Source organism: Pseudarthrobacter oxydans (genome assembly GCF_013314975.1).
GTDB lineage: Bacteria > Actinomycetota > Actinomycetes > Actinomycetales > Micrococcaceae > Arthrobacter > Arthrobacter oxydans.
Genome location: NZ_JABTYH010000022.1, coordinates 40,565 through 65,005, shown reverse-complemented (window position 1 = coordinate 65,005; position 24,441 = coordinate 40,565). Strand labels below are relative to the sequence as shown.

Annotated in this window: 19 protein-coding genes; 3 read left to right on the top strand and 16 right to left on the bottom strand. The window is 67.6% G+C overall.

The window, feature by feature from the left end:
* Positions 1-56: 56 nt before the first annotated feature.
* From hutI to tdh, 4 genes are read right to left on the bottom strand one after another with little or no spacing between them, the layout of a single operon-like run.
* Positions 57-1,268 (bottom strand): imidazolonepropionase, encoded by a 1,212-nt coding sequence (gene hutI, locus HTS88_RS14560; protein WP_174179559.1) that lies wholly within the window; start codon positions 1,266-1,268, stop codon positions 57-59.
* A gap of 11 nt (positions 1,269-1,279) precedes the next feature.
* The gene (locus HTS88_RS14555; protein WP_174179557.1) at positions 1,280-2,428 is read right to left on the bottom strand and encodes an NAD(P)/FAD-dependent oxidoreductase; all 1,149 of its coding nucleotides are present in this window, start codon (positions 2,426-2,428) and stop codon (positions 1,280-1,282) included.
* 31 nt (positions 2,429-2,459) lie between these two features.
* Positions 2,460-3,665: a glycine C-acetyltransferase gene (locus HTS88_RS14550; RefSeq protein WP_174179556.1), complete on the bottom strand. Its 1,206-nt coding sequence runs from the start codon at positions 3,663-3,665 to the stop codon at positions 2,460-2,462.
* Between the two features lie 8 nt (positions 3,666-3,673).
* Positions 3,674-4,720, bottom strand: a complete 1,047-nt coding sequence (tdh, locus tag HTS88_RS14545) for an L-threonine 3-dehydrogenase (protein WP_174179555.1) — start codon at positions 4,718-4,720, stop codon at positions 3,674-3,676.
* A gap of 128 nt (positions 4,721-4,848) precedes the next feature.
* Here tdh and HTS88_RS14540 point away from each other — a divergent pair, with 128 nt between their 5' ends.
* On the top strand, positions 4,849-5,760 hold the full coding sequence (locus HTS88_RS14540) for a LysR family transcriptional regulator (RefSeq protein ID WP_174179554.1): 912 nt from the start codon (positions 4,849-4,851) through the stop codon (positions 5,758-5,760).
* Positions 5,761-5,817: 57 nt separating this feature from the next.
* On the opposite strand, the gene HTS88_RS14535 is transcribed toward HTS88_RS14540, so the two are convergent.
* The 5 genes from HTS88_RS14535 to HTS88_RS14515 form a co-directional block, all read right to left on the bottom strand.
* Complete coding sequence (locus HTS88_RS14535) at positions 5,818-6,435, bottom strand: hypothetical protein (protein WP_174179553.1); 618 nt, start codon at positions 6,433-6,435, stop codon at positions 5,818-5,820.
* 202 nt (positions 6,436-6,637) lie between these two features.
* Positions 6,638-8,146, bottom strand: coding sequence for an Asp-tRNA(Asn)/Glu-tRNA(Gln) amidotransferase subunit GatB (gatB, locus tag HTS88_RS14530; RefSeq protein WP_174179552.1), 1,509 nt, complete (start codon positions 8,144-8,146; stop codon positions 6,638-6,640).
* Complete coding sequence (gene gatA, locus HTS88_RS14525) at positions 8,146-9,723, bottom strand: Asp-tRNA(Asn)/Glu-tRNA(Gln) amidotransferase subunit GatA (RefSeq protein ID WP_174179551.1); 1,578 nt, start codon at positions 9,721-9,723, stop codon at positions 8,146-8,148. The genes gatB and gatA overlap by 1 nt, the downstream gene beginning before the upstream one ends.
* A 3-nt stretch (positions 9,724-9,726) precedes the next feature.
* Positions 9,727-10,023: an Asp-tRNA(Asn)/Glu-tRNA(Gln) amidotransferase subunit GatC gene (gatC, locus tag HTS88_RS14520; protein WP_059319419.1), complete on the bottom strand. Its 297-nt coding sequence runs from the start codon at positions 10,021-10,023 to the stop codon at positions 9,727-9,729.
* Between the two features lie 146 nt (positions 10,024-10,169).
* Complete coding sequence (locus HTS88_RS14515; protein WP_343044977.1) at positions 10,170-11,705, bottom strand: CitMHS family transporter; 1,536 nt, start codon at positions 11,703-11,705, stop codon at positions 10,170-10,172.
* A 151-nt stretch (positions 11,706-11,856) separates the two neighbouring features.
* On the opposite strand from HTS88_RS14515, the gene HTS88_RS14510 reads away from it, so the two are divergent.
* Together HTS88_RS14510 and HTS88_RS14505 are read left to right on the top strand one after the other, a co-directional pair.
* On the top strand, positions 11,857-13,584 hold the full coding sequence (locus tag HTS88_RS14510) for a sensor histidine kinase (protein WP_174179548.1): 1,728 nt from the start codon (positions 11,857-11,859) through the stop codon (positions 13,582-13,584).
* Positions 13,577-14,239, top strand: coding sequence for a response regulator (locus tag HTS88_RS14505; protein ID WP_174179547.1), 663 nt, complete (start codon positions 13,577-13,579; stop codon positions 14,237-14,239). Before HTS88_RS14510 ends, HTS88_RS14505 begins: the two co-directional genes overlap by 8 nt.
* Positions 14,240-14,249: 10 nt before the next feature.
* Here HTS88_RS14505 and HTS88_RS14500 read toward each other — a convergent pair whose 3' ends face one another.
* The 7 genes from HTS88_RS14500 to HTS88_RS14470 all read right to left on the bottom strand — a co-directional run bounded on the left by HTS88_RS14500 (position 14,250) and on the right by HTS88_RS14470 (position 24,319).
* Positions 14,250-14,633: a RidA family protein gene (locus tag HTS88_RS14500; protein WP_174179546.1), complete on the bottom strand. Its 384-nt coding sequence runs from the start codon at positions 14,631-14,633 to the stop codon at positions 14,250-14,252.
* Between the two features lie 47 nt (positions 14,634-14,680).
* Positions 14,681-15,184: a GNAT family N-acetyltransferase gene (locus HTS88_RS14495; RefSeq protein WP_174179545.1), complete on the bottom strand. Its 504-nt coding sequence runs from the start codon at positions 15,182-15,184 to the stop codon at positions 14,681-14,683.
* A gap of 64 nt (positions 15,185-15,248) precedes the next feature.
* Entirely contained in the window at positions 15,249-16,058 is an 810-nt protein-coding gene (locus HTS88_RS14490) for an inositol monophosphatase family protein (RefSeq protein WP_174179544.1), read from the bottom strand.
* Positions 16,055-18,364, bottom strand: coding sequence for an NAD-dependent DNA ligase LigA (gene ligA, locus HTS88_RS14485; RefSeq protein ID WP_246256344.1), 2,310 nt, complete (start codon positions 18,362-18,364; stop codon positions 16,055-16,057). The genes HTS88_RS14490 and ligA overlap by 4 nt, the downstream gene beginning before the upstream one ends.
* A gap of 63 nt (positions 18,365-18,427) precedes the next feature.
* The gene (locus HTS88_RS14480; protein ID WP_174179543.1) at positions 18,428-19,039 is read right to left on the bottom strand and encodes a hypothetical protein; all 612 of its coding nucleotides are present in this window, start codon (positions 19,037-19,039) and stop codon (positions 18,428-18,430) included.
* A gap of 133 nt (positions 19,040-19,172) precedes the next feature.
* Entirely contained in the window at positions 19,173-23,618 is a 4,446-nt protein-coding gene (locus tag HTS88_RS14475; RefSeq protein ID WP_174179542.1) for a type VII secretion EssC family protein, read from the bottom strand.
* Positions 23,615-24,319, bottom strand: a complete 705-nt coding sequence (locus tag HTS88_RS14470; RefSeq protein ID WP_174179541.1) for a hypothetical protein — start codon at positions 24,317-24,319, stop codon at positions 23,615-23,617. Before HTS88_RS14470 ends, HTS88_RS14475 begins: the two co-directional genes overlap by 4 nt.
* Positions 24,320-24,441 lie beyond the last annotated feature (122 nt).

The following is a 24,441-nucleotide window of genomic DNA, read 5'->3' as shown; positions in this document are numbered from 1 at the left end:
GTTTTATGATCATAACAGACCTCAAGCGATCACCTAACGTCAAATAGAACCGGAAGCTACCGCGCCTGCTTTCCTGCCCGCCACACAGCGTATGTCAAAGGCATCCCCGGCCGGTAGGCGAGGTGGGTGGCGGATGGCGCATTGAGGACATGCAGATCGGCCCGGTGGCCGACGGCGATGGACCCCACCGCCCGTTCGCCGTCGGCGTCGTTCCCTGTGTCCTTGTGCAACGCGAGGGCTCCCCCGTACGTGGCTGCCCGGACAGCTTCATGGACGCTGAGGCGCATCTGCAGCACGGCCGTGGCAACGCAAAACGCCATGGAGCTCGTGTAGGACGTTCCCGGGTTGCAGTTGGACGCGAGCGCCATCTGGACGCCGGCGTCCAGGAGCGCCCGGGCAGGGGCCAGCGGCTGGCGGGTGGAAAGGTCGCAGGCAGGCAGGCAGGTCGCAACCGTGCCGCGGCTACCGCTGCCCGTGCCGGCGTCCCAACCGGTCCAGGTCCCGGCCAGGGCATCGACATCCCCGGTGGCGAGGTAGTTAACGTGGTCCACGCTGGCGGCACCGAGCTCCACCGCGAGCTGCACGCCCGGACCTTCGCCAAGCTGGTTTCCATGGACGCGGAGTCCCAGGCCGGCGTCGCGGCAGGCCAGCAGGACCCGCCGGGACTGTTCCGCGGTGAAGGCTCCTTCCTCACAAAAGACGTCCGCCCACTGCACAAAGGGCCGGACGGCATCCAGCATGGGACCGCATACCAGGCTGGTGTATTCCTCCGGGTCCTGCCCCGCGGGAACCAGGTGCGCCCCCAGGTAGGTGACTTGGTCCGCCACGGTGGAGGCAATCCGCGCGCTCCGGGTTTCGTGCTCAACATCCAGGCCATAGCCCGTTTTTGTCTCGAGGTAGGTGGTTCCCTGCGAGACGGCTTCGTCAACACGGCCAAGCGCCAGGCGGGTCAGGTCAAAATCCGACGTGGCGCGGGTCGCGTTCATGGTCACCGCGATGCCTCCGGCCGCGTAGGACTCCCCCGCCATCCGCGCCTCAAATTCGGCGGTCCGGTCCCCTGCGAACAGCAGGTGGGTATGGGAGTCCACCCAGCCGGGCAGCACGGCGCGGCCGCCCACGTCCACGGCGTCATCCGCGGCCGGAGCATCGGCAGCAGCGCCGATCCATGAAATCCGCTCACCCTCCACCACCACCGCGGCGTCCTTCAGGACCCGGTGCTCCAGGTCCTGCGTCATCAGCTCGGCAATATTGGTAATCAGGGTGCTCATACAGCCATTCTTCAGCGCCGCACGGACCAGCGGGTGGCCGCCAGCGCCTGCGCTGTCCGGGATTCCGGACCCGCTGTCCCGGCTGCGGCAGCTGCACCGGCCCCGCCCGCAGCACCCTGGCCCGCACCGCCCTGGCCCGCCAAAATCTGGGCGGCCGCCAGTTCCGCCATGGCCGAAGACGTCTGGAATCCGTAGCCGCCCTGCCCGGCGAGCCAGTAGAAGCCCGGAGCCTCGGCGTCGAACCCCGCCACCGGAACGCCGTCGGCCGCCTCAGTCCGCAGCCCCGTCCATGCCCTGCGGACTTCCGTGATTCCCAGCGTGGTGATCCGGTTCAGCCTGTCCACCAGCCGCTCGATGTCACCCGCCCGGGGCCGGGCATCCTCGGGCCCGCTGGGCTCCGACTCGGAGGGCGAGATGAGCACGTCATCCCCGTCCCGCCGGAAATAGAACGAATTGTCCGCTGCCGCCACCATGGGGCTGTGCTCAGGTAAGGGATGGTCGACGGCGGCAATCGCCGCCGTGCGCCGGTACGGCTGGAGTCCGAGTTTTTCCACGCCGCTGATCACGGCAAGTTCGTCCGCCCAGGCGCCGGCCGCATTCACCAGGACACCCGCCTGGAAGCCCTCCGTGCCCGCGCCCACCTGCCACCCGGAACCAAGCCGTTGCGCGGTATGAACCCTGGCGCCGGTAATAATGTCCACCCCGGCAGAGGCGGCCCTCCCCCGGTGGTCCTCCAGCAGCAGCGGCGCGTTGCATCCGAAGGACCCTTCATCCAGCCCCGCGGCCTCGAAGGTACCGGGGACCAGCGCCGGGCAAAGCTCCAGCGCCTCAGCGGGGGTAATGGACCGCATGAGCCCACTGGCTTCCGCGGCCACGTCTTCCTCTGCGCCGATCAGCATAAAGCTGCGGGGCGTCAGGATGGGTTCGGGCAACTCCGTATCGCGGGCGGCAAGCAGCTCAAGCGTCCGGACGGTCAGTTCCTGGACCACGGGCGGGCCGTAGCTCGGAATGAACTGGCGGGCCGAGCGGGATGACGTGTGGTACGCCAGTTCCTGTTCCGCCTCCACCAATGCCACGCTGCATTTGCCCGCCAGCGCGGACGCCAGGGACAGTCCGGCAATGCCGCCGCCGACAATCAGGACATCATAATGAGCTGCCATTTCCCTATCCTCGCAGACTTGGCTCCCGGCGCTACCCTTCCTGGCCTGCTACCTCGGCACGGCTGGTGACGAAGGCACTCACGCACGCTTCGACGTCGTCCGCCGAGTGCGCAGCCGATAGCTGCACCCGGATCCGAGCGGCACCCCGCGGAACCACCGGGAAGCTGAAGGCAGTGACAAAGACGCCGTGCTGCAGCATCCGGTCAGCCACCTTTGCAGCCAGCACGGCGTCGCCGAACATCACCGGCACAATGGCGTGTTCGCCGGGCAGGAGGTCGAAGCCTTCCTCAGTCATCCTGCGCCGGAACAGGACAGCGTTCTCGAAGAGCGTGCGCCGCAGGTCCGCCGAGTTCTCCACCAGGTCCAGGGCCTTGATGGTGGCTGCGACAATGGCCGGAGCCACCGAGTTTGAGAACAGGTAGGGGCGGGCCTTCTGGCGGAGCATGGCAACTACCTCGGCCCGGCCGGACACGTAACCGCCGGACGCTCCGCCCAGCGCCTTCCCGAACGTTCCGGTGTAGATGTCCACCCGGTGCGACACACCGGCGTGTTCGGGCGTGCCCGCACCCGTCGCACCCATGAAGCCGACCGCATGGGAGTCGTCCACCATGACCAGCGCGTCGTGCTTCTCGGCGAGGTCGCAGATGGCCTCCAGCGGGGCGAGGTACCCGTCCATGGAGAAGACGCCGTCGGTGACCACGATCTTGCGGCGGGCGTCCTTCGCCTCCACAAGCTTTGCCTCGAGGTCTGCCATGTCCTGGTTGGCGTACCGGTACCGCTGTGCCTTGCAGAGCCGGATCCCGTCGATGATGGAGGCATGGTTCAGGGCATCGGAGATGATGGCATCCTCCGGCCCGAAGAGCGATTCGAAGACCCCGCCGTTGGCGTCAAAGCAGCTGGAGAACAAGATGGTGTCCTCGGTGCCCAGGAAGCGGGAAACCCGGGATTCGAGTTCGAGGTGCAGGTCCTGGGTTCCGCAAATAAACCGCACGCTGGCCATGCCGAAGCCTCGCTCGTCCATGGCCGCCTTGGCCGCGTGGATGATGTCCGGGTGGTCCGCCAAGCCAAGGTAGTTGTTGGCGCAGAAGTTCAGCACGTCCGCGCCCGTCTGCCCGATCTGTCCGGCGGTGATGTGGCTGGACTGCGGGGAACTGATGCTGCGTTCGGTCTTGAAGAGGCCTGCGCTGCGGATATCGTCCAGCTCCGTGCGCAGCTGGTCCTTGATCGAGGTGTACATGGTGTTCCTTAGAGTTGGGTCCAGTCGAGGACAACTTTGCCACCTGCGCCGCTGCGGGCAAGGTCGAAGCCCTTCTCCCACTGGCCGGCAGGGAGCGTGTCCGTGACGACGGCGGATATTCCCGCATGCAGCACGGGGTTCGAGGAGAGCATGGCGCTCATGGCGTACCAGGTTTCATACATTTCGCGGCCATAGATGCCCTTGAGCGTGAGCATGTGGGTGACCACCTTGCCCCAGTCGATGATGATGTCCTGGCTGGGCAGGCCGAGCATGGCGATCCGGCCGCCGTGGTTCATGTTGTCGATCATCTCCGGCAGCGCACCGGGATGGCCGGACATTTCCATGCCGATGTCGAAGCCCTCCCGCATGCCGAGGTCGCGCTGGGCATCACACACGCGGGTGGTGGAAACATCGATCGCGAGGTCTGCCCCCAACCGGCGGGCGAGCTCAAGGCGTGGGCGCGAAACGTCGGTGATGGCGATCTTGCGGGCCCCGGCGTGCCGGGCAACGGCGATGGCCATCAGGCCGATGGGTCCGGCGCCGGTGATGAGCACATCCTCCCCAACCAGGGGGAAGCTGAGGGCGGTGTGCACGGCATTGCCGAATGGGTCGAAGATGGCACCGAGTTCGGGCGTGACCGAGGAATCATGGTGGACCCAGACGTTGGTTTCCGGGATCACCACATACTCGGCGAACGCACCGTCACGCTGCACGCCAACGCTGACGGTATGGATGCACATTTGCCGCCTGCCGGCGCGGCAGTTCCGGCAGATCCCGCACACCACATGGCCCTCCCCGGACACCCGGTTTCCCACTTTGACGTCGCGGACGTCCTCTCCGGTTTCCACAACCTCGCCATAGAACTCGTGGCCCGGGATGAGCGGAGCTTCAATGATCCCCTGCGCCCAGGAATCCCAGGACTGGATGTGGAGATCGGTACCGCAGATGCCGGTGGTCATGACCCGGATCTTCACATCAGCAGGGCCCGCCACCGGTTCGGGGCGGTCCACCAGTTCGAAGCCGGCCTGGGGTCCGGCCTTATACAGAGCCTTCATCGGCTTCCTCACTCTTTGTCTGTCGTTGGCAGGTCCTGCCTTCCCTATTACAACGAGGTAGAAGCTTTAGCACAACAGCAAAATACTCAATCGACGATGTAGCGTTTCCTAACGCATAGACTGCTGTGATGGAGATACACCAGCTTGAGATCCTCCGCGAACTGGGCGCCCTCGGAAGCGTCAAGGCAGTGGCGGACACCCTCATGGTCACCCCGTCCGCCGTCTCCCAGCAGCTGGCCCTGCTGCAGCGGAAGGTCGAGGTGCCCCTCACCCGGAAGGAGGGCAGGAACCTCGTACTCACCGAGGCGGGCCAGGTGCTGGCCGACGCCGGGGCCGCCGTCCTCAGCGCCATGGCGGATGCCAAGGATGCCATCGGGAATTACCACGGATCCGCTGCCGGCAGGGTAAGCCTGTGCGGATTCCACAGTGCGGGGCAGGCGGTCTTCGCCCCGCTCGCCCGCATCCTCGCCGCCCCTGGACAGCCGCGGATAGAACTCTCGGACGAGGACGTGGCCCAGCAGGACTTCCCGGCCCTCACCGCGCGCTATGACCTGGTGCTCGCCCACCGGATGGACCACAGCCCGCGCTGGCCTGCCGAACGGGTGACGGTGATCCCGCTTGCCCACGAGCCCCTGGACGTGGCTTTGCCTGCCGGGCACCCCCTCGCGGCCAAGGCAGCGGTCACGGCGGACGACGTCGGCGGCGAGGCCTGGGTGACCAGCCACGCCGGCTACTCCCCCGCGGACGTGCTGTCCGCCGTCGCCGCCGTATCCAGCCGCGAGCCGAACATCGTCCACCGGATCAACGACTACTCCACGGTGGCCGCCCTTGTTGCCACCGGCGGGGTGGTGGGCTTGCTCCCCAGGTACACCGCGGGGCCGGTACTGAATTCCGATATCGTGCTGCGGCCGCTCAAGGGAATCAGCACCCGGCGGCGGATCGACCTGCTGGCCAGGCCTGAAAACCTGAAGCGGCGGTCCGTAACTATGGTCTGCGAAGCGCTGCAGGGCATCATGGCGGGGCTAGTGGAGCAGGGTTGACCCAACCAAGTAGCAGCAGATGTCGTTATGAGCCCCCAAAACGACACCTGCTGCTACCTAGTTGGGTCCTTTGCCGTGGCCGCGGCCCAGCCCCAAGCCCGGACCCCCGCCGGCGCCCTCAACGATCCGCTGCGCTGTCACGGTCTCGCCATCCTTCACCCCGGAGATCCGGACCTCGTCGCCTGTGGTGATGTCCGCAATGGTTCCGTCGGCCCGCTTGGGCCGCTTGCCGCCGTCGTCCCCTGCCACCGGACCACCCGCCGCCGGGGCTGCCACCTGCGTGATCTTCGTTCCCGCGCCGATGGTGTAGGCCTGCGAGTAGTTGTCCTCGCTTCGAACGGTAATGGAGGTTTCACTGACGGACTCCACGGTGCCGCGCTGGGTCACCTCGGTGTGGAAAGTCCCGTCAGCATTCTTGACCACGCTCTCGCCATGCAGGTGCTGCCCGCGCTGGGCCTTGTCAGGCTTGGCGTGTCCCGGCCCCTTGTCCTGGCCGCGGGCCCTGTTGTGTCCAGGGGCGTCGCCGGACTTTCCCGGCGACGAGGACGACGGCGGTGCAGGCGGCGGCGACTCGTTCGTGGCCCATGCGAACGCCACCCCGGTCCCGGTCATGACGAGTGCCACGGCCCCGCCGAGCGCAGCCTTGCGGAATCCCAGCGGTTCCTTTACCCACATAAACCCACACCTCCCACAGCACCGGCAGGGCATTCCCCGTGAGCGGAGCCCTGGTGGTTCAGTGTAGGACGGGCTGTACCGCCGCACACGAGTAGCCAGCGGCTGCCGGGAAGTGAAGTACTACTTAAACGCAACTGGGTAGCAGTAGATGTCGTTATGAGCGCTCAAAACGACATCTACTGCTACCCAGTTGGGCGGGGTGTCAGGCGGTGACGCCCAGCTTCTCCAGGATGAGTTCCCGGACGCGGGCGGCGTCGGCCTGGCCGCGGGTGGCCTTCATGACCCCGCCCACGATGGCGCCGACGGCCTGGACCTTGCCGCCGCGGATCTTGTCCGCGACGCCGGGCTGGGCGGCCAGCGCAGCATCGATGGCTTCGAGCAGGGGCCCGTCGTCGGAGACCACGGCCAGGCCGCGCTTCTCCACGATGTCCGCCGGAGTGCCCTCGCCGGCCAGCACGCCGTCCAGGACCTCCGTGGCCATTTTGTTGTTGATCTTGCCGTCTTCCACCATGCGTGCGAGCTCAACGATGGTGGCCGGCTGGACGCCGAGCTGGCCGGGATCGACGTCGGCGTTCTTGGCACGCCCCACGATCTCGCCCATCCACCACTTGCGGGCCACGGAGGCCGAGGCCCCGGCAGCAATGGTTTCCTCGATCTCGTCCATGACGCCGGCGTTCACGACGTCGCGGAACTCGAGGTCCGAGTAGCCCCAGTCAGCCTGCAGGCGCTTCCGGCGGGCGGCCGGCGGCTCGGGCAGGGTGGCACGCAGCTCCTCAACCCATTCACGCGACGCCACCACGGGAACCAGGTCCGGCTCCGGGAAATAGCGGTAGTCGTCGGCGTCGGACTTGGGCCGGCCGGACGTGGTGGTGCGGGTGTCCTCATGCCAGTGGCGGGTTTCCTGGACCACCGGGTTGCCGGCGTCCAGGACGGCGGCGTGGCGCTGGATCTCGTAGCGGACGGCGTGTTCGACGGCGCGCAGCGAGTTCACGTTCTTGGTTTCGGACCGGATGCCGAACCGTTCACGGCCGTGCGGGCGCAGCGAGACGTTGGCGTCGCAGCGGACGTTGCCGCGTTCCATCCGGGCATCGGAGACGCCGAGGTTCTTGACGATCTCGCGGACTGCAGCCACGTAGGCCTTGGCCAGTTCGGGGGCGCGGGAGCCTGCCCCCTCAATGGGCTTGGTGACGATTTCCACCAGCGGAACACCGGCGCGGTTGTAGTCCACCAGGGAAAAGTCGGCGCCGTGGATGCGGCCGGTGGCACCGCCCATGTGGGTCAGCTTGCCGGCGTCCTCTTCCATGTGGGCGCGCTCGATCTCCACGCGGAACACGGTGCCGTCGGAGAGCTCGATGTCCAGGTACCCGTCGTACGCGATGGGTTCGTCGTACTGGGACGTCTGGAAGTTCTTGGGGGTGTCCGGGTAGAAGTAGTTCTTCCGGGCGAACCGGCAGCTCTCGGCGATCTTGCAGTTGAGCGCCAGGCCGATCTTGATGGAGGACTCCACCGCGGTCTTGTTCACCACGGGCAGGACGCCGGGCATGCCGAGGTCCACCTCGTTGACGTTGGTGTTGGGCTCGTCGCCGAAGACGTTGGGCGCGGAGGAGAACATCTTGGTCTTGGTGTTGAGCTCCACGTGGACCTCGAAGCCCAGGACGGGATCGTACTTCTCCATGGCTTCTTCGAAGCTCAGGATTGCCTCTGTGTCCATTACTTTGCCTCCTGGCTTCCTACAAGGGTTTCGACGGGCCCGGCCGCGGCGGCAAGCTCGGGCGCCTGCGCAAGCAGCGGTCCGCCCCACTTGGCCTCCAGCAGCGACTCAAGCACGGCGCCTACCCGGTAAAGGCGGGCGTCCTCGCGGGCCGGTGCCAGCAGCTGGATGCCCACGGGAAGGCCGTCCTCGTCCGCCAGGCCGCCGGGCAGGGACAGGCCCGGCACACCTGCCAGGTTGGCCGGAATGGTGGCGACGTCGTTGAGGTACATGGCCAGCGGATCGTCCAGCTTTTCGCCAAGGCGGAAGGCCGTGGTGGGGGCGGTGGGCGAAATCAGCACGTCCGCCACGGTGAAAGCGGCATCGAAGTCGCGCTGCACCAGGGTGCGGACCTTCTGGGCCGAGCCGTAGTAGGCGTCGTAGTAGCCGGCGCTCAGCGCGTAGGTGCCCAGGATGATGCGGCGCTTCACTTCGTCGCCGAAGCCGGCGGCGCGGGTGGCACCCATGACGCGTTCGATGGTCATGGGACCGTCCTCGGGCAGGACGCGCAGGCCGTAGCGGACGCCGTCGAACTTGGCTAGGTTGGAGGAGGCCTCGGAGGGCATGATCAGGTAGTAGGCGCCCAGGGCGTACTGGAAGTTGGGGCAGGAGACCTCGACGATTTCCGCGCCGGCTTCCTTGAGGATTTCCAGGGAGTCATTGAAGCGGTTTTCGACGCCGGCCTGGTAGCCCTCGCCGTGCAGCTCCTTGATGATGCCGATCCGCATGCCTTCGACGTTGCCTGTCTTCGCGGCGGCGACGAGGTCGGCCAGCGGGTCAGGCAGCGAGGTGGAATCCCGGGAGTCGTGCCCGCCGATGACGTGGTGCAGGAGTGCCGAGTCCAGGACGGTCCGGGACACGGGGCCGATCTGGTCCAGCGAGGACGCCATGGCGATGGCGCCGTAGCGGGAGACGCTTCCGTACGTGGGCTTGACGCCCACGGTGCCGGTGACGGCGCCGGGCTGGCGGATGGACCCGCCGGTGTCCGTGCCCAGCGCGAGGGGTGCCTCGAAGGCGGCGACGGCGGCCGCGGACCCGCCGCCGGAACCGCCGGGGATACGGTCCAGGTCCCACGGGTTGCGGGTGGGGCCGAAGGCGGAGTGTTCGGTGGAGGAGCCCATGGCGAACTCGTCCAGGTTGGTCTTGCCCAGGATGGGCATCTTCGCCGCGCGCAGGCGCTCCACCACGGTGGCGTCGTACGGGCTGTGCCAGCCCTCGAGGATTTTGGAGCCCGCGGTGGTGGGCTGGCCAATGGTGACGATGAGGTCCTTGACGGCGATGGGGACGCCGGCCAGGACGTGCAGCGCCTCGGCTTCGGCTCCGCCGGCGGCGCGGATGGCGTCCACCTCGGCGGCGACGGCGAGCGCCTCTTCGGCGTTGACGTGCAGGAAGGCGTGGACGCCGCGTTCACCGCCGTCAACCTCCGCGATCCGGTCCAGGTAGGCCTGGGTGACCTCGACGGAGGTGACCTCGCCGGCTGCCAGCTTTTCCGCGAGCCGTGCGGCTGAAAGGCGGATCAGTGTTTTGGTGTCAGTCATGGGTTATGCCTCATCCAGGATTGCCGGGACCTTGAAACGGTTGTCGTCGGAATCCGGCGCCCCGGAGAGTGCCTGTTCCGCGGTGAAGGTGTGGCCCACAACGTCTTCGCGGAACACGTTGCTCAGCGGAATGGGGTGTGAGGTGGCCGGGACGTCGTCTCCGGCGGCCTGACTGACGGATTTGACCGAATCGACGATGACGGCCAGTTCTCCGGCCATCCTGTCCAGCTCTTGGTCACTCATCTCAATGTGAGCGAGCCGCGCGAGATGCGCGACGTCGTCACGGTTGATCGCAGCCATGGATCTCCCCTGCAAAGTTCGAATTGATTTCCGATCCATTCTAGTGGGGAAACAATGATGCCCGTCTGACATCCCCCAGCGGGCGTCAGACGGGCACCTTGATGCCGGGTTCCGCCACCAGGTGGCGGGAGCACGGCAGCTATAGACTAACCGATTCCGATGGCTCCGGTCAGCATGCCGATTCCCAGCATGACCAGGGAGACCACGGCGCTGCGCCACAGGACCTTCTTGTGGTGGTCGCCCAGGTCGACCTTGGCCAGTGAAACCAGCAGCAGGATGGCCGGAACCAGCGGGCTCTGCATGTGGAACGGCTGGCCGGTGATGGAGGCGCGGGCCATCTCGGCGGCGCTGATTCCGTAGTGTCCGGCCGTCTCGCTCAGGACGGGCAGCACGCCGAAGTAGAAAGCGTCGTTGCTCATGAAGAACGTCATGGGGATGCTCAGGACGCCGGTGATGACGGCCATGAGCGGGCCCATGCTGGAGGGGATGATCTGGACCAGCCAGGCGGACATGGCTTCCACCATGCCGGTGCCGGTGAGGACGCCGGTCAGGACTGCGGCGGCCATGACCATGCTGACGACTGCCACGACCGACGGTGCGTGGGCCACGATCTGTGCGGCCTGGTCCTTGACGTTGGGGAAGTTGACCAGCAGGGCGATGGCGGAGCCCACCATGAAGACGTAAGGCAGGGGCACGAGGTCGGCGATGAGCATGCCCATGACGGCGACGGTGAGGCCCAGGTTGAACCACTGCAGCTTGGGGCGCAGGGTGCTGCGGTTGGGGTCCAAGGCGGTGTCCGCCATGGCTGTGTCGTGTTCATCCACCAGGTCCCCGGTGCGTTCCAGGACGGCAACGGACGAGCCGTCTGTGGAGACGCCGCCGACGGCGGGGGCTGCGCCGCCCGGGTTGGTCGCCTTGGGTCCGCGGCCGGCACCTGAACCACTGGTACCACCTGAAGGGTGCGTGCCGCCGTCGAACGCCTCAGCGGTAAAGGGCTCTGCCGTGGACGGCATTGCCCAGATTTCCGGCTGGGTGGCGCGGAGGCGGTTGCGCTCCTGCAGGCCGAGCAGCCAGGCGAAGGCCAGGACGACGGCGATGCCGGCCAGGAGGGACGGGATCATCGGGACGAAGACGTCGTTAACGTCGATGTTCAGGGCGCTGGCGGCGCGGGCGGTGGGACCGCCCCACGGCACGATGTTCATGGTGCCGTTGGCCAGGCCGGCCACGCAGGTGAGGACCACGGGGCTCATCTTCAGCCGGAGGTAGATGGGCAGCATGGCCGCCGTGGTGAGGATGAAGGTGGTGGAGCCGTCACCGTCGAGGGATACGGCGGCCGCGAGGATGGCAGTTCCCAGGACCACCTTGGCGGGGTCGTTGCCGAGCTTGCGGAGGATGAACCGGACCAGGGGGTCGAACAGCCCGACGTCGATCATCAGGCCGAAGTAGATGATGGCAAACATCAGCAGGGCTGCGGTTGAGGTCATGGACTTCATGGAGTCCATGACCATGTCGCCAATGCCCAGGCCTGCACCGGCGAAGAGGCCAAAAACGGTGGGGACGATGATCAACGCCAGCACTGGCGTCAACTTCTTCGTCATGATCAGCACCATGAATACCGCGATCATTGCGAATCCAAGTAATACCAGCACGGCCGGCTCCTTACTATGTGAACAGCGGCACAGCGGTGTGACGCGTGCTACAGACTGTAGGGTGGCGGCCGTCACGGCCGTGCCTTTGGCTCAATTGATTGGCATACTGCTTATTGGGAGCATTTTGCTCATTGTGCTCACGGCTGCCGGTGTCCGCGGCTGCCCGCCCTAATCAAGGAGGATCATGCAGCGTTCCGTGCCCCGGCGGCCGTTGCGGTTCTCCACCCAGACCCTCCTGCTCCAGTTGTCCGTGGTGATCCTCGTTGTCCTGTTCAGCGCCGCCGTGCACGCCTGGCTCACCTACGACAGGGTGGGCAGCGAGGCCGAAAACCAGGCCCTGACGCTGGCGCGGACCGTAGCCTCGGACGCCTCGGTGCGGGCTGACGTGCTGGCCATCAGCCAACAGCCCGGCACTCCGCCGCCGTCGCAGCTGGCCGCCGGGCCGCTCATGGAGGCAGCCGAAGCGGCACGGACCCGGACCGGCGCCCTGTTCGTGGTGATCACCGACGAGACCGGCCTGCGGCTTGCCCACCCGGACCCGGAGCGCCTGGGCGAAAAGGTCAGCACCGACCCGTCCGAGGCCCTGGCCGGCCGGGAGGTCACCACCCGGAATACGGGAACGCTGGGGCCCTCTGCCGGGGCGAAGGTCCCCGTCTACGCGCCGGACGGCACCACTGTGGTGGGCGAGGTCAGCGTGGGCTACTCCATGGAAACGGTGGGCCAGAGCGTGGCACGGGATATCGGCCCCGTCGCCCTCACCGCCGCCGGGGCGCTGCTGGCGGGCGTGCTGGGTTCCTTCCTGCTGCGCCGCCGGCTGACGCGGCTCACCCTGGGGCTTGAACCCGAGGAGATCAGCACGCTGGTCCATGACCAGGTGGCGGTCCTCCAAGGCGTGGACGACGGCGTCGTTGGCGTCTCCGCTGACGGGCGGATCACCGTGTTCAACGCAGCCGCCCAACGGCTGCTGGACCTGCCGGACCTGGCCGGCAGCCGCTGGGAGGACGCTCCGGTGCCGGACCAGGTGAAGTCCCTCACCCGGGCAGGCTCCAACAGCCCCGAGGCCCTTGAGCTGGTGGCCGGCGGGCGCGTGCTGGTAGCCAATGCCCGCAAGGCCCTGCACCGGCGGGAGGACCTTGGCTGGGTGGTGATGCTCCGGGACCGCACGGAACTCCAGCAGCTCACCCGGCAGCTGGATGCCGTGGGAACCATGTCCACGGCGCTGCGGGCCCAGCGCCACGAGTTCGCCAACCAGCTGCACACCATTGCCGGGTTCATGAGCATAGGCCAGCACCAGCAGGCCCGGGAGTACCTGGCACGGCTGGCAGCCACCGGGCCTCTGAAATTCCCGGTGGACCAGGCCGAGCTGCTCCAGGACCCGTACTTGCAGGCTTTCGTGGGCGCCAAGGGCGTGGAGGCGGACGAGCGCGGGGTGGCCCTGCGGATCGGCCCCGAGACCCTGGTCCGCGGGCAGGTGGCGGAGACCCAGGACGTCACCACAGTGCTCGGCAACCTGATCGACAACGCGGTCAACGCCGCAGTGGCAGGCTCCGCCACGGACCGCTGGGTGGAGCTGGAGGTGCTGGACGAGCCGGACGACGACGGCGGCACGCTGCACATCGTCGTCGCCGACTCGGGTGACGGGCTGGCGGAGGGAACGGACCCGGAGGCGATCTTCGCGGAAGGCTTCAGCACGGCGTCCGGGCCGCTGGCCCGGAACGGCAGCGGCGGACAGGGGTTTGGGCTGGCCCTGGCGCGCCAGCTGGCCCGGCGGCGCGGCGGGGACGTCAGAGTCCTGGAATCGGGCAGTCCGGGCGGACCAGGCGCAGTATTCATGGCCACCCTGCCGGGGACCACGGCAGGGACGGCAGGCAGGACAAGCACAGGAACAGCCGGAAAGGACACCCATGCCTGATGATTTTCGGGTGCTGATCGTGGACGACGACTTCCACGTGGCCAAGCTCCACGCCGCCTACGTGGATTCCGTGGCGGGATTCATGGCGCTGGCACCGGTGGGCACCGCGTCGCTGGCGCTGCAGTCCATCCACAGCCTGAGGCCGGACCTGGTGCTGTTGGACGTCTACCTGCCGGACGCGTCGGGGCTGGACCTGCTCCAGCAGCTGGACGTGGACACCATCATGCTGACGGCGGCCTCCGATGCCGTTTCCGTCCGGGTGGCCTTTCGCCGCGGGGCGCTGGGCTACCTCCTGAAGCCTTTTACGTCGGAGGCGCTGTCCCAGCAGCTCCGGTCGTATGCCCGGTACCGCCGCCTGCTGGCGCAGCCGGGGGCCCTGGACCAGGAGGCGGTGGAGCGCGCCAAGCGCGCTTTGATCCCGGGCGACGTCACGCCGTCGTCAAAACCCCGCTCGGCAACCGAGGCGGCAGTACTGGAATCCCTGGTTCCCGGCGAGCAGTACTCGGCGGCGGAGGTGGCCGGCCGGGTGGGGGTTTCCCGCGCCACCGCGCAGCGGTACCTGTCCTCCCTGGCGGACGACGGCGCCGTGGACATCCAGCTGCGGTACGGAACGACGGGGAGGCCGGAGCACCGCTACGGACTCCCCGCCACGTGAGCCGGTACTCCTAGTTGCTGCCCTTCTGCGCCACGAGCTCGATCTCCACGAGCATCTTGGGGTCCAGGAACGGCAGGACATGCACCAGTGACAGGGTGGGGCGGATATCGCCGAAAACCTCGCCGTGGGCCCGGCCAGCGTCTTCCCACTTGCTGATGTCCGTGAGGTAGAGCTTGGACTGGACGACGTCCTCGAAGGCGAAGCCGGCGTCAGCCAGGACTGTGCCGAGTTTCTGCAGGATGTACCGGGTCTGGGTGTAGAAATCGTCCCCAACGATTCCGTCCTCGCCGCTGGCCGCGGTGGCGGAGATGTAGAGGGTGTTGTCCACCTGGACGGCCCGTGAGTAGCCGAGGGTCTGCTCCCAGACGGAGCCGGTGCCGAAGTTTTCGCGCATGGTGGGCCTTTCACTGCTGGATGGGGTTCGGCACCACTGTAGGGCTGCTACACGTCGAGGCGGTAAACCAGCAGTTTTATGTCAGTTCCGGGGACCAGCCAGTCGCGTTCGGGCACCCGGCGGAAGCCCGTCTTGCGGTAAAGGCCGTGGGCGCTTTCCCAGGTCTGTCCGGTGGTGAGGGCAACAGCCTTGATGCCGTCCAGCTGCCTGGCATAGTCCAGGATGGCATCCACCATGGCCCTGCCCGCGCCGCTGCGCTGCACCGCCGGATCCACCACCAGCATGCGGAACTCCAGCTCGTCCTCAAGGGCGATGTCCGCATATGGCTCACCTGCCCGCGCCAGTGTCACCGAACCGACAACCTGGCCGTCCCGTTCGGCCACCCAGATGGTGGCGTGCCCGGCCCGCAGCGCCACGTCCTGCACTTTGCGCATGTAGGGGTGGTCGGCGTCCTCAAAGTAGCCCGCGGCGAGGTAGGAATCACGCGTAATGCGGGCAACGGCGTCGTAATCTGCTTCGACGGCGGGACGGACTGTTATCTGCGGCTGCACCCGTCAATGGTAGTAGTACTGGCCGGTAACACCTGGCAAACCGGCGCTTTTCGTGAGCGAACTATCAGAACGGGAATTTGCCCGAAAGCTCCAGGCCCCCGGCGCAGGTCCAGGCGTCCAGGCGGTCGGCGTCGGTGGGCCCGCCCTCCAACGGACTGGCCAGGCGCGGCCGCCGGACCCAGCAGCCGGCCTCTTCCGCAATGAGCGCACCGGCCGAGAAATCGTGCTCGTTGAGGCCGCGCTCCCCATACGCATCGTGGGTCCCGTCGGCCACGAGGCACAGGTCCAGGGCGGCGGATCCCAGGCGCCGGACATCGGCGAAGCCGTCCATCAGTCCGGCCAGGAAAACGGCCTGCTCGGCCCGGACCCCGGGATCGTAGCTGAACCCGGTGGCCAGGATCTGGCCCTTCCGGCCCAGGACGGGTCCCTCCAGCCGGGTCACCCTCCCTGCTTCCTCCAGCCAGGCGCCCTGGCCGCGTGCGGCATAGTAGACGCGGCCCAGCGCAGGGGCGTTGACGACGCCGGCCAGCCAGGCGCCGTCGGCATCGGCGACTGCCACGGAGGTGGCGTAGTAGACGATGTTGCGAATGAAGTTGGTGGTGCCGTCCAGCGGGTCGATGGACCAGCGGTAGCCGGTGGGTTCGGCCGGCCGGGTGGTGCCGTGTTCCTCGCCGGTGATGGCGTCGCCCGGCCGGGCTGCCGTGATGACGTCCCGGACGGCGTGCTCGGCCGCGACGTCGAACGCCGTGACCCAGTCGCCAGCGTCGCCCTTGTTGCTGGCCTGCAGGGCCTCTGCGTTGCGGCCGGCCAGCACCGCAGCTCCCGCCTCCGCTGCAGCCTTTGCCACCTCCAGCAGGTCTATAGGACTCGTCATGCCGTTACCTCCGCGTCAGTGTGTCCTGCCGGGGCCGCAGTCTCAGGCCCCTCTGCCTCAGCCCCAACCTCCAGTTCAGCCCCGCCCTCCAGTGCTGCCGGCCCGCCGTCCAGGAGCTTGCGGAAACCGTCCTCGTCCAGCACCGGAACGCCCAGCTGCTCGGCTTTGTCCAGCTTGGTACCGGCGCTTTCACCGGCCACCAGGTAGCTGGTGTTCTTGGAGACGGAACCGGCCGCCTTTCCGCCCCGGACCAGGATGGCTTCCTTGGCTTCGTCCCGGCTGAAGTTCGGCAGCGAGCCGGTGACCACCACCGTCAGTCCTTCGAGCGTGCGGGGCATGGAGTCGTCGCGTTCGTCCGCCATCCGGACCCCCGCGGCCGCCCAGCGGTCCACGATCTCCTGGTGCCAGTCCTCCGCGAACCATTCCTTCAGGGCTGCAGCGATGGTGGGGCCGACTCCGTCAACATGCGCCAGGTCCTCCTCCGACGCCTGGCGGATGGCGTCCATGGTGCCGAAGGCGGTAGCCAGCGCACGGGATGCCCGCGGGCCCACGTGCCGGATGGACAGTGCAACCAGCACCCGCCAGAGCGGCTGGGCCTTGGCCTTCTCCAGTTCCGTGAAGAGTTTTTCCGTGGTGGCCGTGGGCTTGGACGGTGACTTGGCCGTGCCCTTGCTGTAGAAGTAGGGCACCAGCTCGTATTCGCCAGTCGGGACGCCTTTGGACCGCTTCTCCCGCCGGATGCGGACGCCGGCCAGGTCCTCGCGGGTGAGGTCGAACAGTGCGGCTTCGGAGGTGAGCGGTGGAACTTCCGGCTCGGCCGGCTGGGTCAGCGCAATGGCGGCTTCCCAGCCGAGGGCCTCGATGTCGAAGGCTCCGCGGCCGGCCAGGTGGAACACGCGCTCGCGCAGCTGGGACGGGCAGGACTTGGCGTTGGGGCAGCGGATGTCCACGTCGCCCTCCTTGGCCGGAGCCAGCGGTGTGCCGCAGGATGGGCATTCGGTGGGCATCACGAAATCCCGCACCGGCGGGTCCTGCTGGTCGCGGAGGGCAAGGACCGGGCCCACGATCTCGGGAATCACGTCGCCCGCCTTGCGCAGGACCACGATGTCGCCGATCTTTACGCCCTTGGCCTTGACCACGTCCTGGTTGTGCAGGGTGGCCATTTCCACGGTTGAGCCTGCTACCTTGACCGGTTCCATCATGCCGAAGGGCGTCACGCGGCCGGTGCGGCCCACGTTCACCAGGATGTCGAGCAGCTTGGTGTGCACTTCCTCGGGCGGATATTTATAGGCCACCGCCCAGCGCGGGACCCTGGTGGTGTAGCCGAGTGCGCGCTGGGTGGCGAAGTCGTCCACCTTGATGACGATGCCGTCGATCTCATGCAGCAGCTTGTGGCGCTGGTCCCCGTAGCGCTTGATGAAGTCCAGAACCTCCCCGACGCTTTTAAGCACCTCGGAGTAGGGGCTGACAGGGAGGCCCCATTCCTTCAGCAGGGCGTAGGTCCCGGACTGGCTGCGCGCCTGCAGACCTTCGCGGGCACCGATGCCGTGGACAAACATTTTGAGCGGGCGCTTGGCTGTTTCGGCAGGGTCCTTCTGGCGGAGCGAGCCGGCTGCAGCGTTGCGGGGGTTGGCCAGGGGCGCTTTGCCGGCTTCAATCAGTGCTTCATTAAATTCGGCGAAAGCCTTGGACGGGATAAAGACTTCCCCGCGGATTTCCATCTCGGCCGGAAAGTCCCCGCCCTGGAGCTGCTGCGGGATTTCCTTGATGGTGAGGACGTTGTGCGTGATGTCCTCACCGGTGGTGCCGTCCCCGCGGGTGGCTGCGCGGACCAGCTTCCCGTCGCGGTACAGGAGGTTGACCGCTAGTCCGTCGATCTTGAGCTCCGTCAGCCAGGCCACGGCAGGGGTGCCGTCGCCGAGCTTGCCGATGCCGGCCTCGGCCTTGGCGAGCCAGGCCTCCAGTTCTTCGAGGGAGAAAACATCCTCGAGGCTGTACATCCGCTGCAGGTGCTCCACGGGCTCGAACGCGGCGGAGACTTCCCCGCCCACCTCCTGGGTCGGCGAGTCGTTCGCCACGAGTTCGGGGTGGAGCGCCTCGATCTCCTCCAGGCGCCGGAAGAGGTCATCGAATTCGGCATCGGAGACCAGCGGCGCATCTTCCTGGTAATACGCGAACCGGTACTTCCTGACCAGGTCCACCAGGTTCTCGTATTCCTCACGGACGGATTCGGTGGGGACGGCCTCAGGTTCCTTTGGTGTCCCGCCGGTGGCTGTTCCGGCACCGGGGGTCCGGTGCGGAGACATCGAGGCGGTCTTTTCTGCGGGGCCAGGTCCTGTAGTCACAGACCTATCTTGCCTCACCGTCCGTCAGTGTGCCCGGAACCGGGTCCTGCCCCACCAGGTGAAAGCCAGCCCTGCGGTTCCCACCAGCAGCACGCCGGCCGTGATGGTCAGGGGGTCCGGCCCTCCCGTTCCCGGACCGCCGGCGGGGGCAACGGCCGCGGCCTGGGTTGGCTTGGCCGGCCTGGTGACGGGTTTGGTCCAGTTTGATTCGGTGGAGGCAGTGGCCGAGGACGTGGTGCCGGGTTCCGTGATTGCGGCTTCCGGGGTGGCGGATCCGTCGGGCGATGCTTCCGCGGGGTCTGGAGCCGCGGGAACGATGGACTCGGCGGGCGGGGGTGCCGGGGTGGAGGTCGCAATTGGCTGGGCCGCCGCCGGGGGCGCCGGCTCAGGGCCACCTGGCTGGCCGGGCGGCTCGTCGGGTCCCTTTGGTTTGTCCGCCCGGCCTTCGCCGGGTTTTGTTTCGGTGGGCTCCGGCGTACAGGATGCCCCGCACGAGGGGCTGGTGATGGTGGTTGCCGTGGGATCCGGAGTCTCAGCCGCTGCGGCCCCGGCCGCGGACAGGCTTACTGCGAGCGCCAGGACGGCGGCCGACGCCGTCGCCGGGACAGCGCGGAGTGCTGGTAAGGACGGGGACATTTGCTACCTTTCGATGCGCGCAGTCCCCCGCTGCGGCTTTCTGGTGTCCCCGGTAGTTTTCTATACCTCCACGGAGGGCCGCAAATCCACCGGATCTGCGGCCCTCCGTGGACGCGATGCGTAACGCGATGCGTCAGACCCTGTTTTCGGGAGGCAGCGCCACCTGGATTTTCCGGGCCTTGCCGCGGCCCACCACGTAGCCGCGGCCCGGGATGAAGTCCGGGCTGACACGGCCCAGGGAGGTGTTCAGCAGGCTCTCCCCTTCGATGTCGCCGGGGTTCAGCAGCAGCCCGCGCCGGCCGGATTTGAACGGCTGGGCAAGGGACCAGGCGGAGGACCAGGTGGAGGTTTCGGATTCCCCCACCACCCACTGGTCCGCCTTGATGGACGTCGTCACCAGTTGGGCCACTCCGGATTCCGCCAGGGTGTCGGTGAACTCGGTGAGTCCTTCGATGAAGATGCCCAGGGCCCCGGGATTCCCGGAGGAGTGTTCCACCAGGTCCTCCACCACCTCGGCGAGGTCGTCGGCGCCCACGATGGACCGGTTCCAGATGGGTAGGGACGCGACGGCGGAGCGCCGGGATCCGATGTAGACCAGCTCCGTGTCAGGGCTGGACCGGCGCAGGGCGTACGCGAGTGTCACCAGGGCGACGGTGCGGCCTGCACCCGGGGGGCCGGCCAGGAGCAGCGGTCCCCTGGCCAGGATCTCGGCGGGCTGCAGGGTCTCGTCGTCGACGCCAATGACCGGAAGGCCCTGGCTGCCGGCGGGCAGGACCTCCAGGTCCACCTGTTCCGGAAGCCTCTCGATGACGGGGGCGGCGTCCAGTCCCTGGCGCTGCATGGCTTCACTGAGTTTGTGGACCTCGCGGGCCTGCAGCGCCAGGTTGGAGTTCCCGCCGAGGACTGCCAGCTGGACTTCGAGGCCGTCCAGGAGTCCGCGTCCGGGAGGTGAGGCGGCGCTGAGGACGTCCCGGGGCACGTCCAGGGAAATGTAGTCGTCTTCGGAGGACAGCCGCAGGACCAGGCGGCGCTGGATGGAAGCGAGCAGTGACGCCGGCACGGCGTTCGGCCTGTCGCCGGTGACCACTAGATGGATGCCGACGGCGCGGCCGTCCGTGGCCAGCTGGAGGAAGATGTCCCACAGGGCGGATAGCCTGCTGTGTTCGTAGGCCTCCCGGAACGCGGACATGCCGTCCACCAGCACGAAGATGCGCTTTTCGTCGGGCCTGTTGGCCAGCTTGCGGTACTCCACGATGGTGGCGGCGCGGACCTCAGCGTACCGGGCGGAGCGCTGCTCCGCGATGTCCCGCAGCAGGCGCAGCAGGCGCCCGACGCGTTCCACGTCGTCGCCGTTGATGATGCCGCCCACGTGGGGAAGCTCTTCCAGCATTCGCAGCCCGGAGGAGCCGCAGTCGATGCCGTAGACATGCACCGGCCCGCCGCGCGGCGTGATGGCCGCGGCAATGGCGATGCCGCGCAGCGCTGCGGACTTTCCTGACCCGCCGGTGCCGTAGATGGCCATGTTCCCGTCCTTGTCCGGTTCGTAGAACACGGTGGGCTGGGACTGGCGGGCGGGATCGTCGGCAACGCCGAGGAGGAGCTGCTCGTCCGTGCGGGGGTTGGGCAGCCTGGAAAAGTCGTAGGTCTTGGCCAGTTCGTCCAGCCAGGGTTTGCGCGGGGCATGGATGGACAGCGTCTCGGCAGCCCGGACGATGGTTGAAGTCATCCGCGCGATGTCGTTGGGGCCTGTGGGCTCTGCCGCCTCGGGTTTCTCCGGTGCCGGGGCTTCCCAGCTGGGCCCCGAGCCGAAGGCCATCTCAACAACGTCGATCTGCGGCCGCTGCGGTTTCTCCGTGGTCCAGCCGCCGGCGTAGCCGGTCTGGAAGCCCTGGATCCGGCCGGGGCCCGTCTTCGCGGCGCCGCGGCCGGGGATGGACGGGTCAAAGTATGCGGCGTCCGGCACGCCCAGGATGTCCGTGGCGTCGTCCTCATCGGCCATCCGCAGGGCCACCCGCAGGTTGGTGTTGGCACGCAGGCTGTCCTTGATGACGCCTGCCGGGCGCTGGGTGGCCAGGATGAGGTGCAGCCCCAGGGACCGTCCGCGGGCTGCAACGTCCACAACACCGTCCACGAATTCAGGCACCTCGCTGGCCAGCGCGGCAAACTCGTCGACGACGATCACCAGGTAGGGCGGGGCGTCGGGGTCGGCCTCGCGCTGCAGGGCCAGCAGGTCTTTTGCTTTCTTCCGGTTCAGCAGGTGCTCGCGGTAGTGGAGTTCGGCGCGCAGCGAGGTCAGGGCGCGCCGGACCAGGTGCGGCGAGAGGTCTGTCACCAGGCCCACGGTATGGGGCAGGTTGATGCAGTCGGCGAAGGCGGCCCCGCCCTTGTAGTCCACGAACAGGAAGCTGACCCTGTCCGGGCTGTAGGCGGCGGCCATTCCCATCACCCAGGACTGCAGGAATTCGGATTTGCCGGCACCCGTAGTGCCTCCCACCAGCGCGTGCGGCCCCTCGTTCTTGAGGTCCAGGTACAGCGGTTCGATGCCCTTGGAGCCCACCAGGGCCCGCAGTGTCCCGTTGTCCTTGCGGTTGGCCACGGCGCTGGCGTGCACGGAGTTGTTTTCCGTCCAGCGTTCGGCGACGGACTGGGGGTTGTCCAGGAAGTCCTTGCCAATCAGGGTGGCATAGGAGACGGCCCGCGGAAGGTCGGAGTCGTCGTTTACGGGCTTGCCCACATCCATGACGGGCGCCAGCATCCGGGCCAGCTGGGCGGCCAGTTCCGCGTCAACGCTTTCGCAGCTGACGGGGTACGTGTGCCTGCCCAGGCGGACCTGCCCCGTGGTGGTGCCGTGGTCGCCGTCCACCACCATGAAGTCGCGGCAGGCTGCGGGAAGCGACTGGATGTCGGTGGCCACCCAGATCACGTGGACGCCGGAGTCAGGGCCGCGCTCTGCGAGCCGGGTGAGCCTGCCGCGGTCCACCGGGGCGTCGTCCTCCACGATGACCAGCACGGCCGGCAGCACTGGTTCGGCCACCTCCTGCTTGGCGGGGTCCAGCTCCGGCCGAAGGTCGGCGCCGGTGCGTTTGGCCGCCGCCTCCCGGGCGTCCAGGAGGTCCTCGAGCCGGGCCAGCAGCGAAGCCCCGCCGGCTGAGCCGGCCGCCAGGTGGTCGCCGGCGAGGGGGCTGTGCCCTGAGCCCACGTGGGGCAGCCACTGCAGCCAGTTCCACCGTTCCCGGGACTGGGCTGACGTGATGGCCGTGAGGACCACCTCCGCGGGCGAGTGGAGCCCCACGAGCTGCAGCACCATGCCGCGGGCCACGTCATCCACCAGGCCGCGGGCGCCGGCAATGCCCAGGGAGCCGGAGCTCCGCAGCTGCGAGACAACGGGAACGCCCTCAACGTTGCGGAACTGCTTCAGGCAATCCTGGATCTCCCGGGCGTACTGGACTTCGGTGTCGTTGTTCTGCGGTTCCTCAAGCAGGACCCGCGAGGGTGCGGTGCCCAGGCCAAACCGGAGGCCAAGGAATCCGCGGTGTTCCGGACGGTGGGTCCACAGCAGCGGACCCAGTTTGTAGATGGCGTCAACGGTGTCGCTGACGGACGGCGCCTCCTGCAGGCGGACGGCGCGTTCCACCTGCTGCAGTTCGGTGAGGTCGTGCCGGAAATCGGCCATGGAGGCGCGGAACTGCTTGAGCTGTTCCTTCTGCTGGCGCCTGGTCCGCATCTGCTGGTCCACGTAGTGGCCCACGACGAACAGCGGCATCATCAGCATGAACAGCACAGAGAGCGGGTTGCCGGTCACGGCGAAGATCACGGCGCCCATCAGCAGCGGGGTAATCATCATGATGTACGGGAAGGGATTGTCCTCGGGCCGTTTGGGCCCTGACGGGACCACGCGCTTTGGCTCCTCGAAGCGCGGAACCACCCGGGGTGAGCGGTTAAAGCTGACCAGGGGCGACGTCGGGGCTGCCGCATGGCTGTGCCCCAGCGGCACCACGGTCACGGTGGTGTCGCCCAAGGTCACCGTGTCCGAGGAATTGAGGGTGGCGCGGGTGACCGGAAGCCCGTCCATCAGGAGCCCGTTGGCGGAGTTGGTGTCCACGATTTCCACGCCGTCGCCCACCGTGATCCGGGCGTGCCGCTTGGACGTCAGGGGGTCCGAGAGGCGGATGTCCACGTCACGGTCCCGGCCGATGTAGCTGGTGCCGGTGGGCAGCGAAAACTCCCGGCCGGCGTCGGGCCCCGAAAGGACCCGGAGGGTGGCCGCTGCGGGACCGCGGCCGGCACCGGGCACGTCGAACTGCGTGCTGACCTGGGCCAGTGACACCACGGAGCCTGGGCGCAGGCCGGACTCCAGGAGGTTGTCGGTCCGGGTGAGCATGTTTCCGCTCAGGCCGGAGCCCACGAAGGCTTCCTCGATCCGCAGGGAGAGGTTGTCCGGGGCCGGCGTGCCCTTGCGGCCCGGGTCCGCGGCCCAGAGCACGGCAGCGGTATCGGCAACGGTGGCCAGGCCGTCAACTGTGACGGCGAGGTCCTTGGACTCGGCAGGATCCCGGCGAAGGGTCAGGCGGATCCTCATCCTTCGTCCACGCCCCTCATCTTCTCCAGCAGGTACAGGTCCTCGGGGGTCACCAGGTGCGACGTGACGGCGTGCTCCACCAGCCTGGCCCGGCGGTTGGTGGCCAGCTTCCCGCCGCCCCCTCTTAGGCCCACCACACCCACGCGGTCGAGTTTGTCACAGACGTTATCCAGCTTCCGGTTGAAGCGGGTCAGGGCCCAGCCCAGGGTCTTGGCGGCCGCGGCCGAGGAGGGAATGGCGCTGAAGCCGGTTCCTTCCCGCCGGAGCATAGGTTCGGCGAGCGCCACGATGAGTGCTTTCTGGGAGTCCGTGAACACTACCGGGCCGATAGTGGTGTCGCCGTTGCTGTCGCCCTCGCGCGACTCCTGCCGGAACGACGGCGTCTTCAGGTGCACCGCGAACTCGTAGGTCGTGGGTCCGGCGGTGAAGATGATGTTGGTATGGCTGAAGACCAGCGGGATCCGGGCGCCCGGCGCCAGCCAGGCCTGCATTCCGCCGGAGGCATCCGCCACCGTGGCGGAGAGCATGCTGCCCACGTTGCTGAGCCACCAGATCCCGTCGTAGCGGGCCACCTGCAGGAACTGCCGGTGCAGGTAAGGGTTGTCATCGACTTCCAGGTCACCTTCGCGGCCGATATTGAAGACGTCCTCGTCCGATGGCTCGTACCACTCGCCACAGAAATCTATTGCTAGATCCCCCATTTTCTGTGCCTCCTCGTTGGGCAAAATTTCACCGGCTAACTTTTCGTTGGACAAGCCGCCGCCCGACAACCTGTCGTGCGGCCGCATGGTGCGTTTCGTCGTCGTACTTGCTACTGGGATGG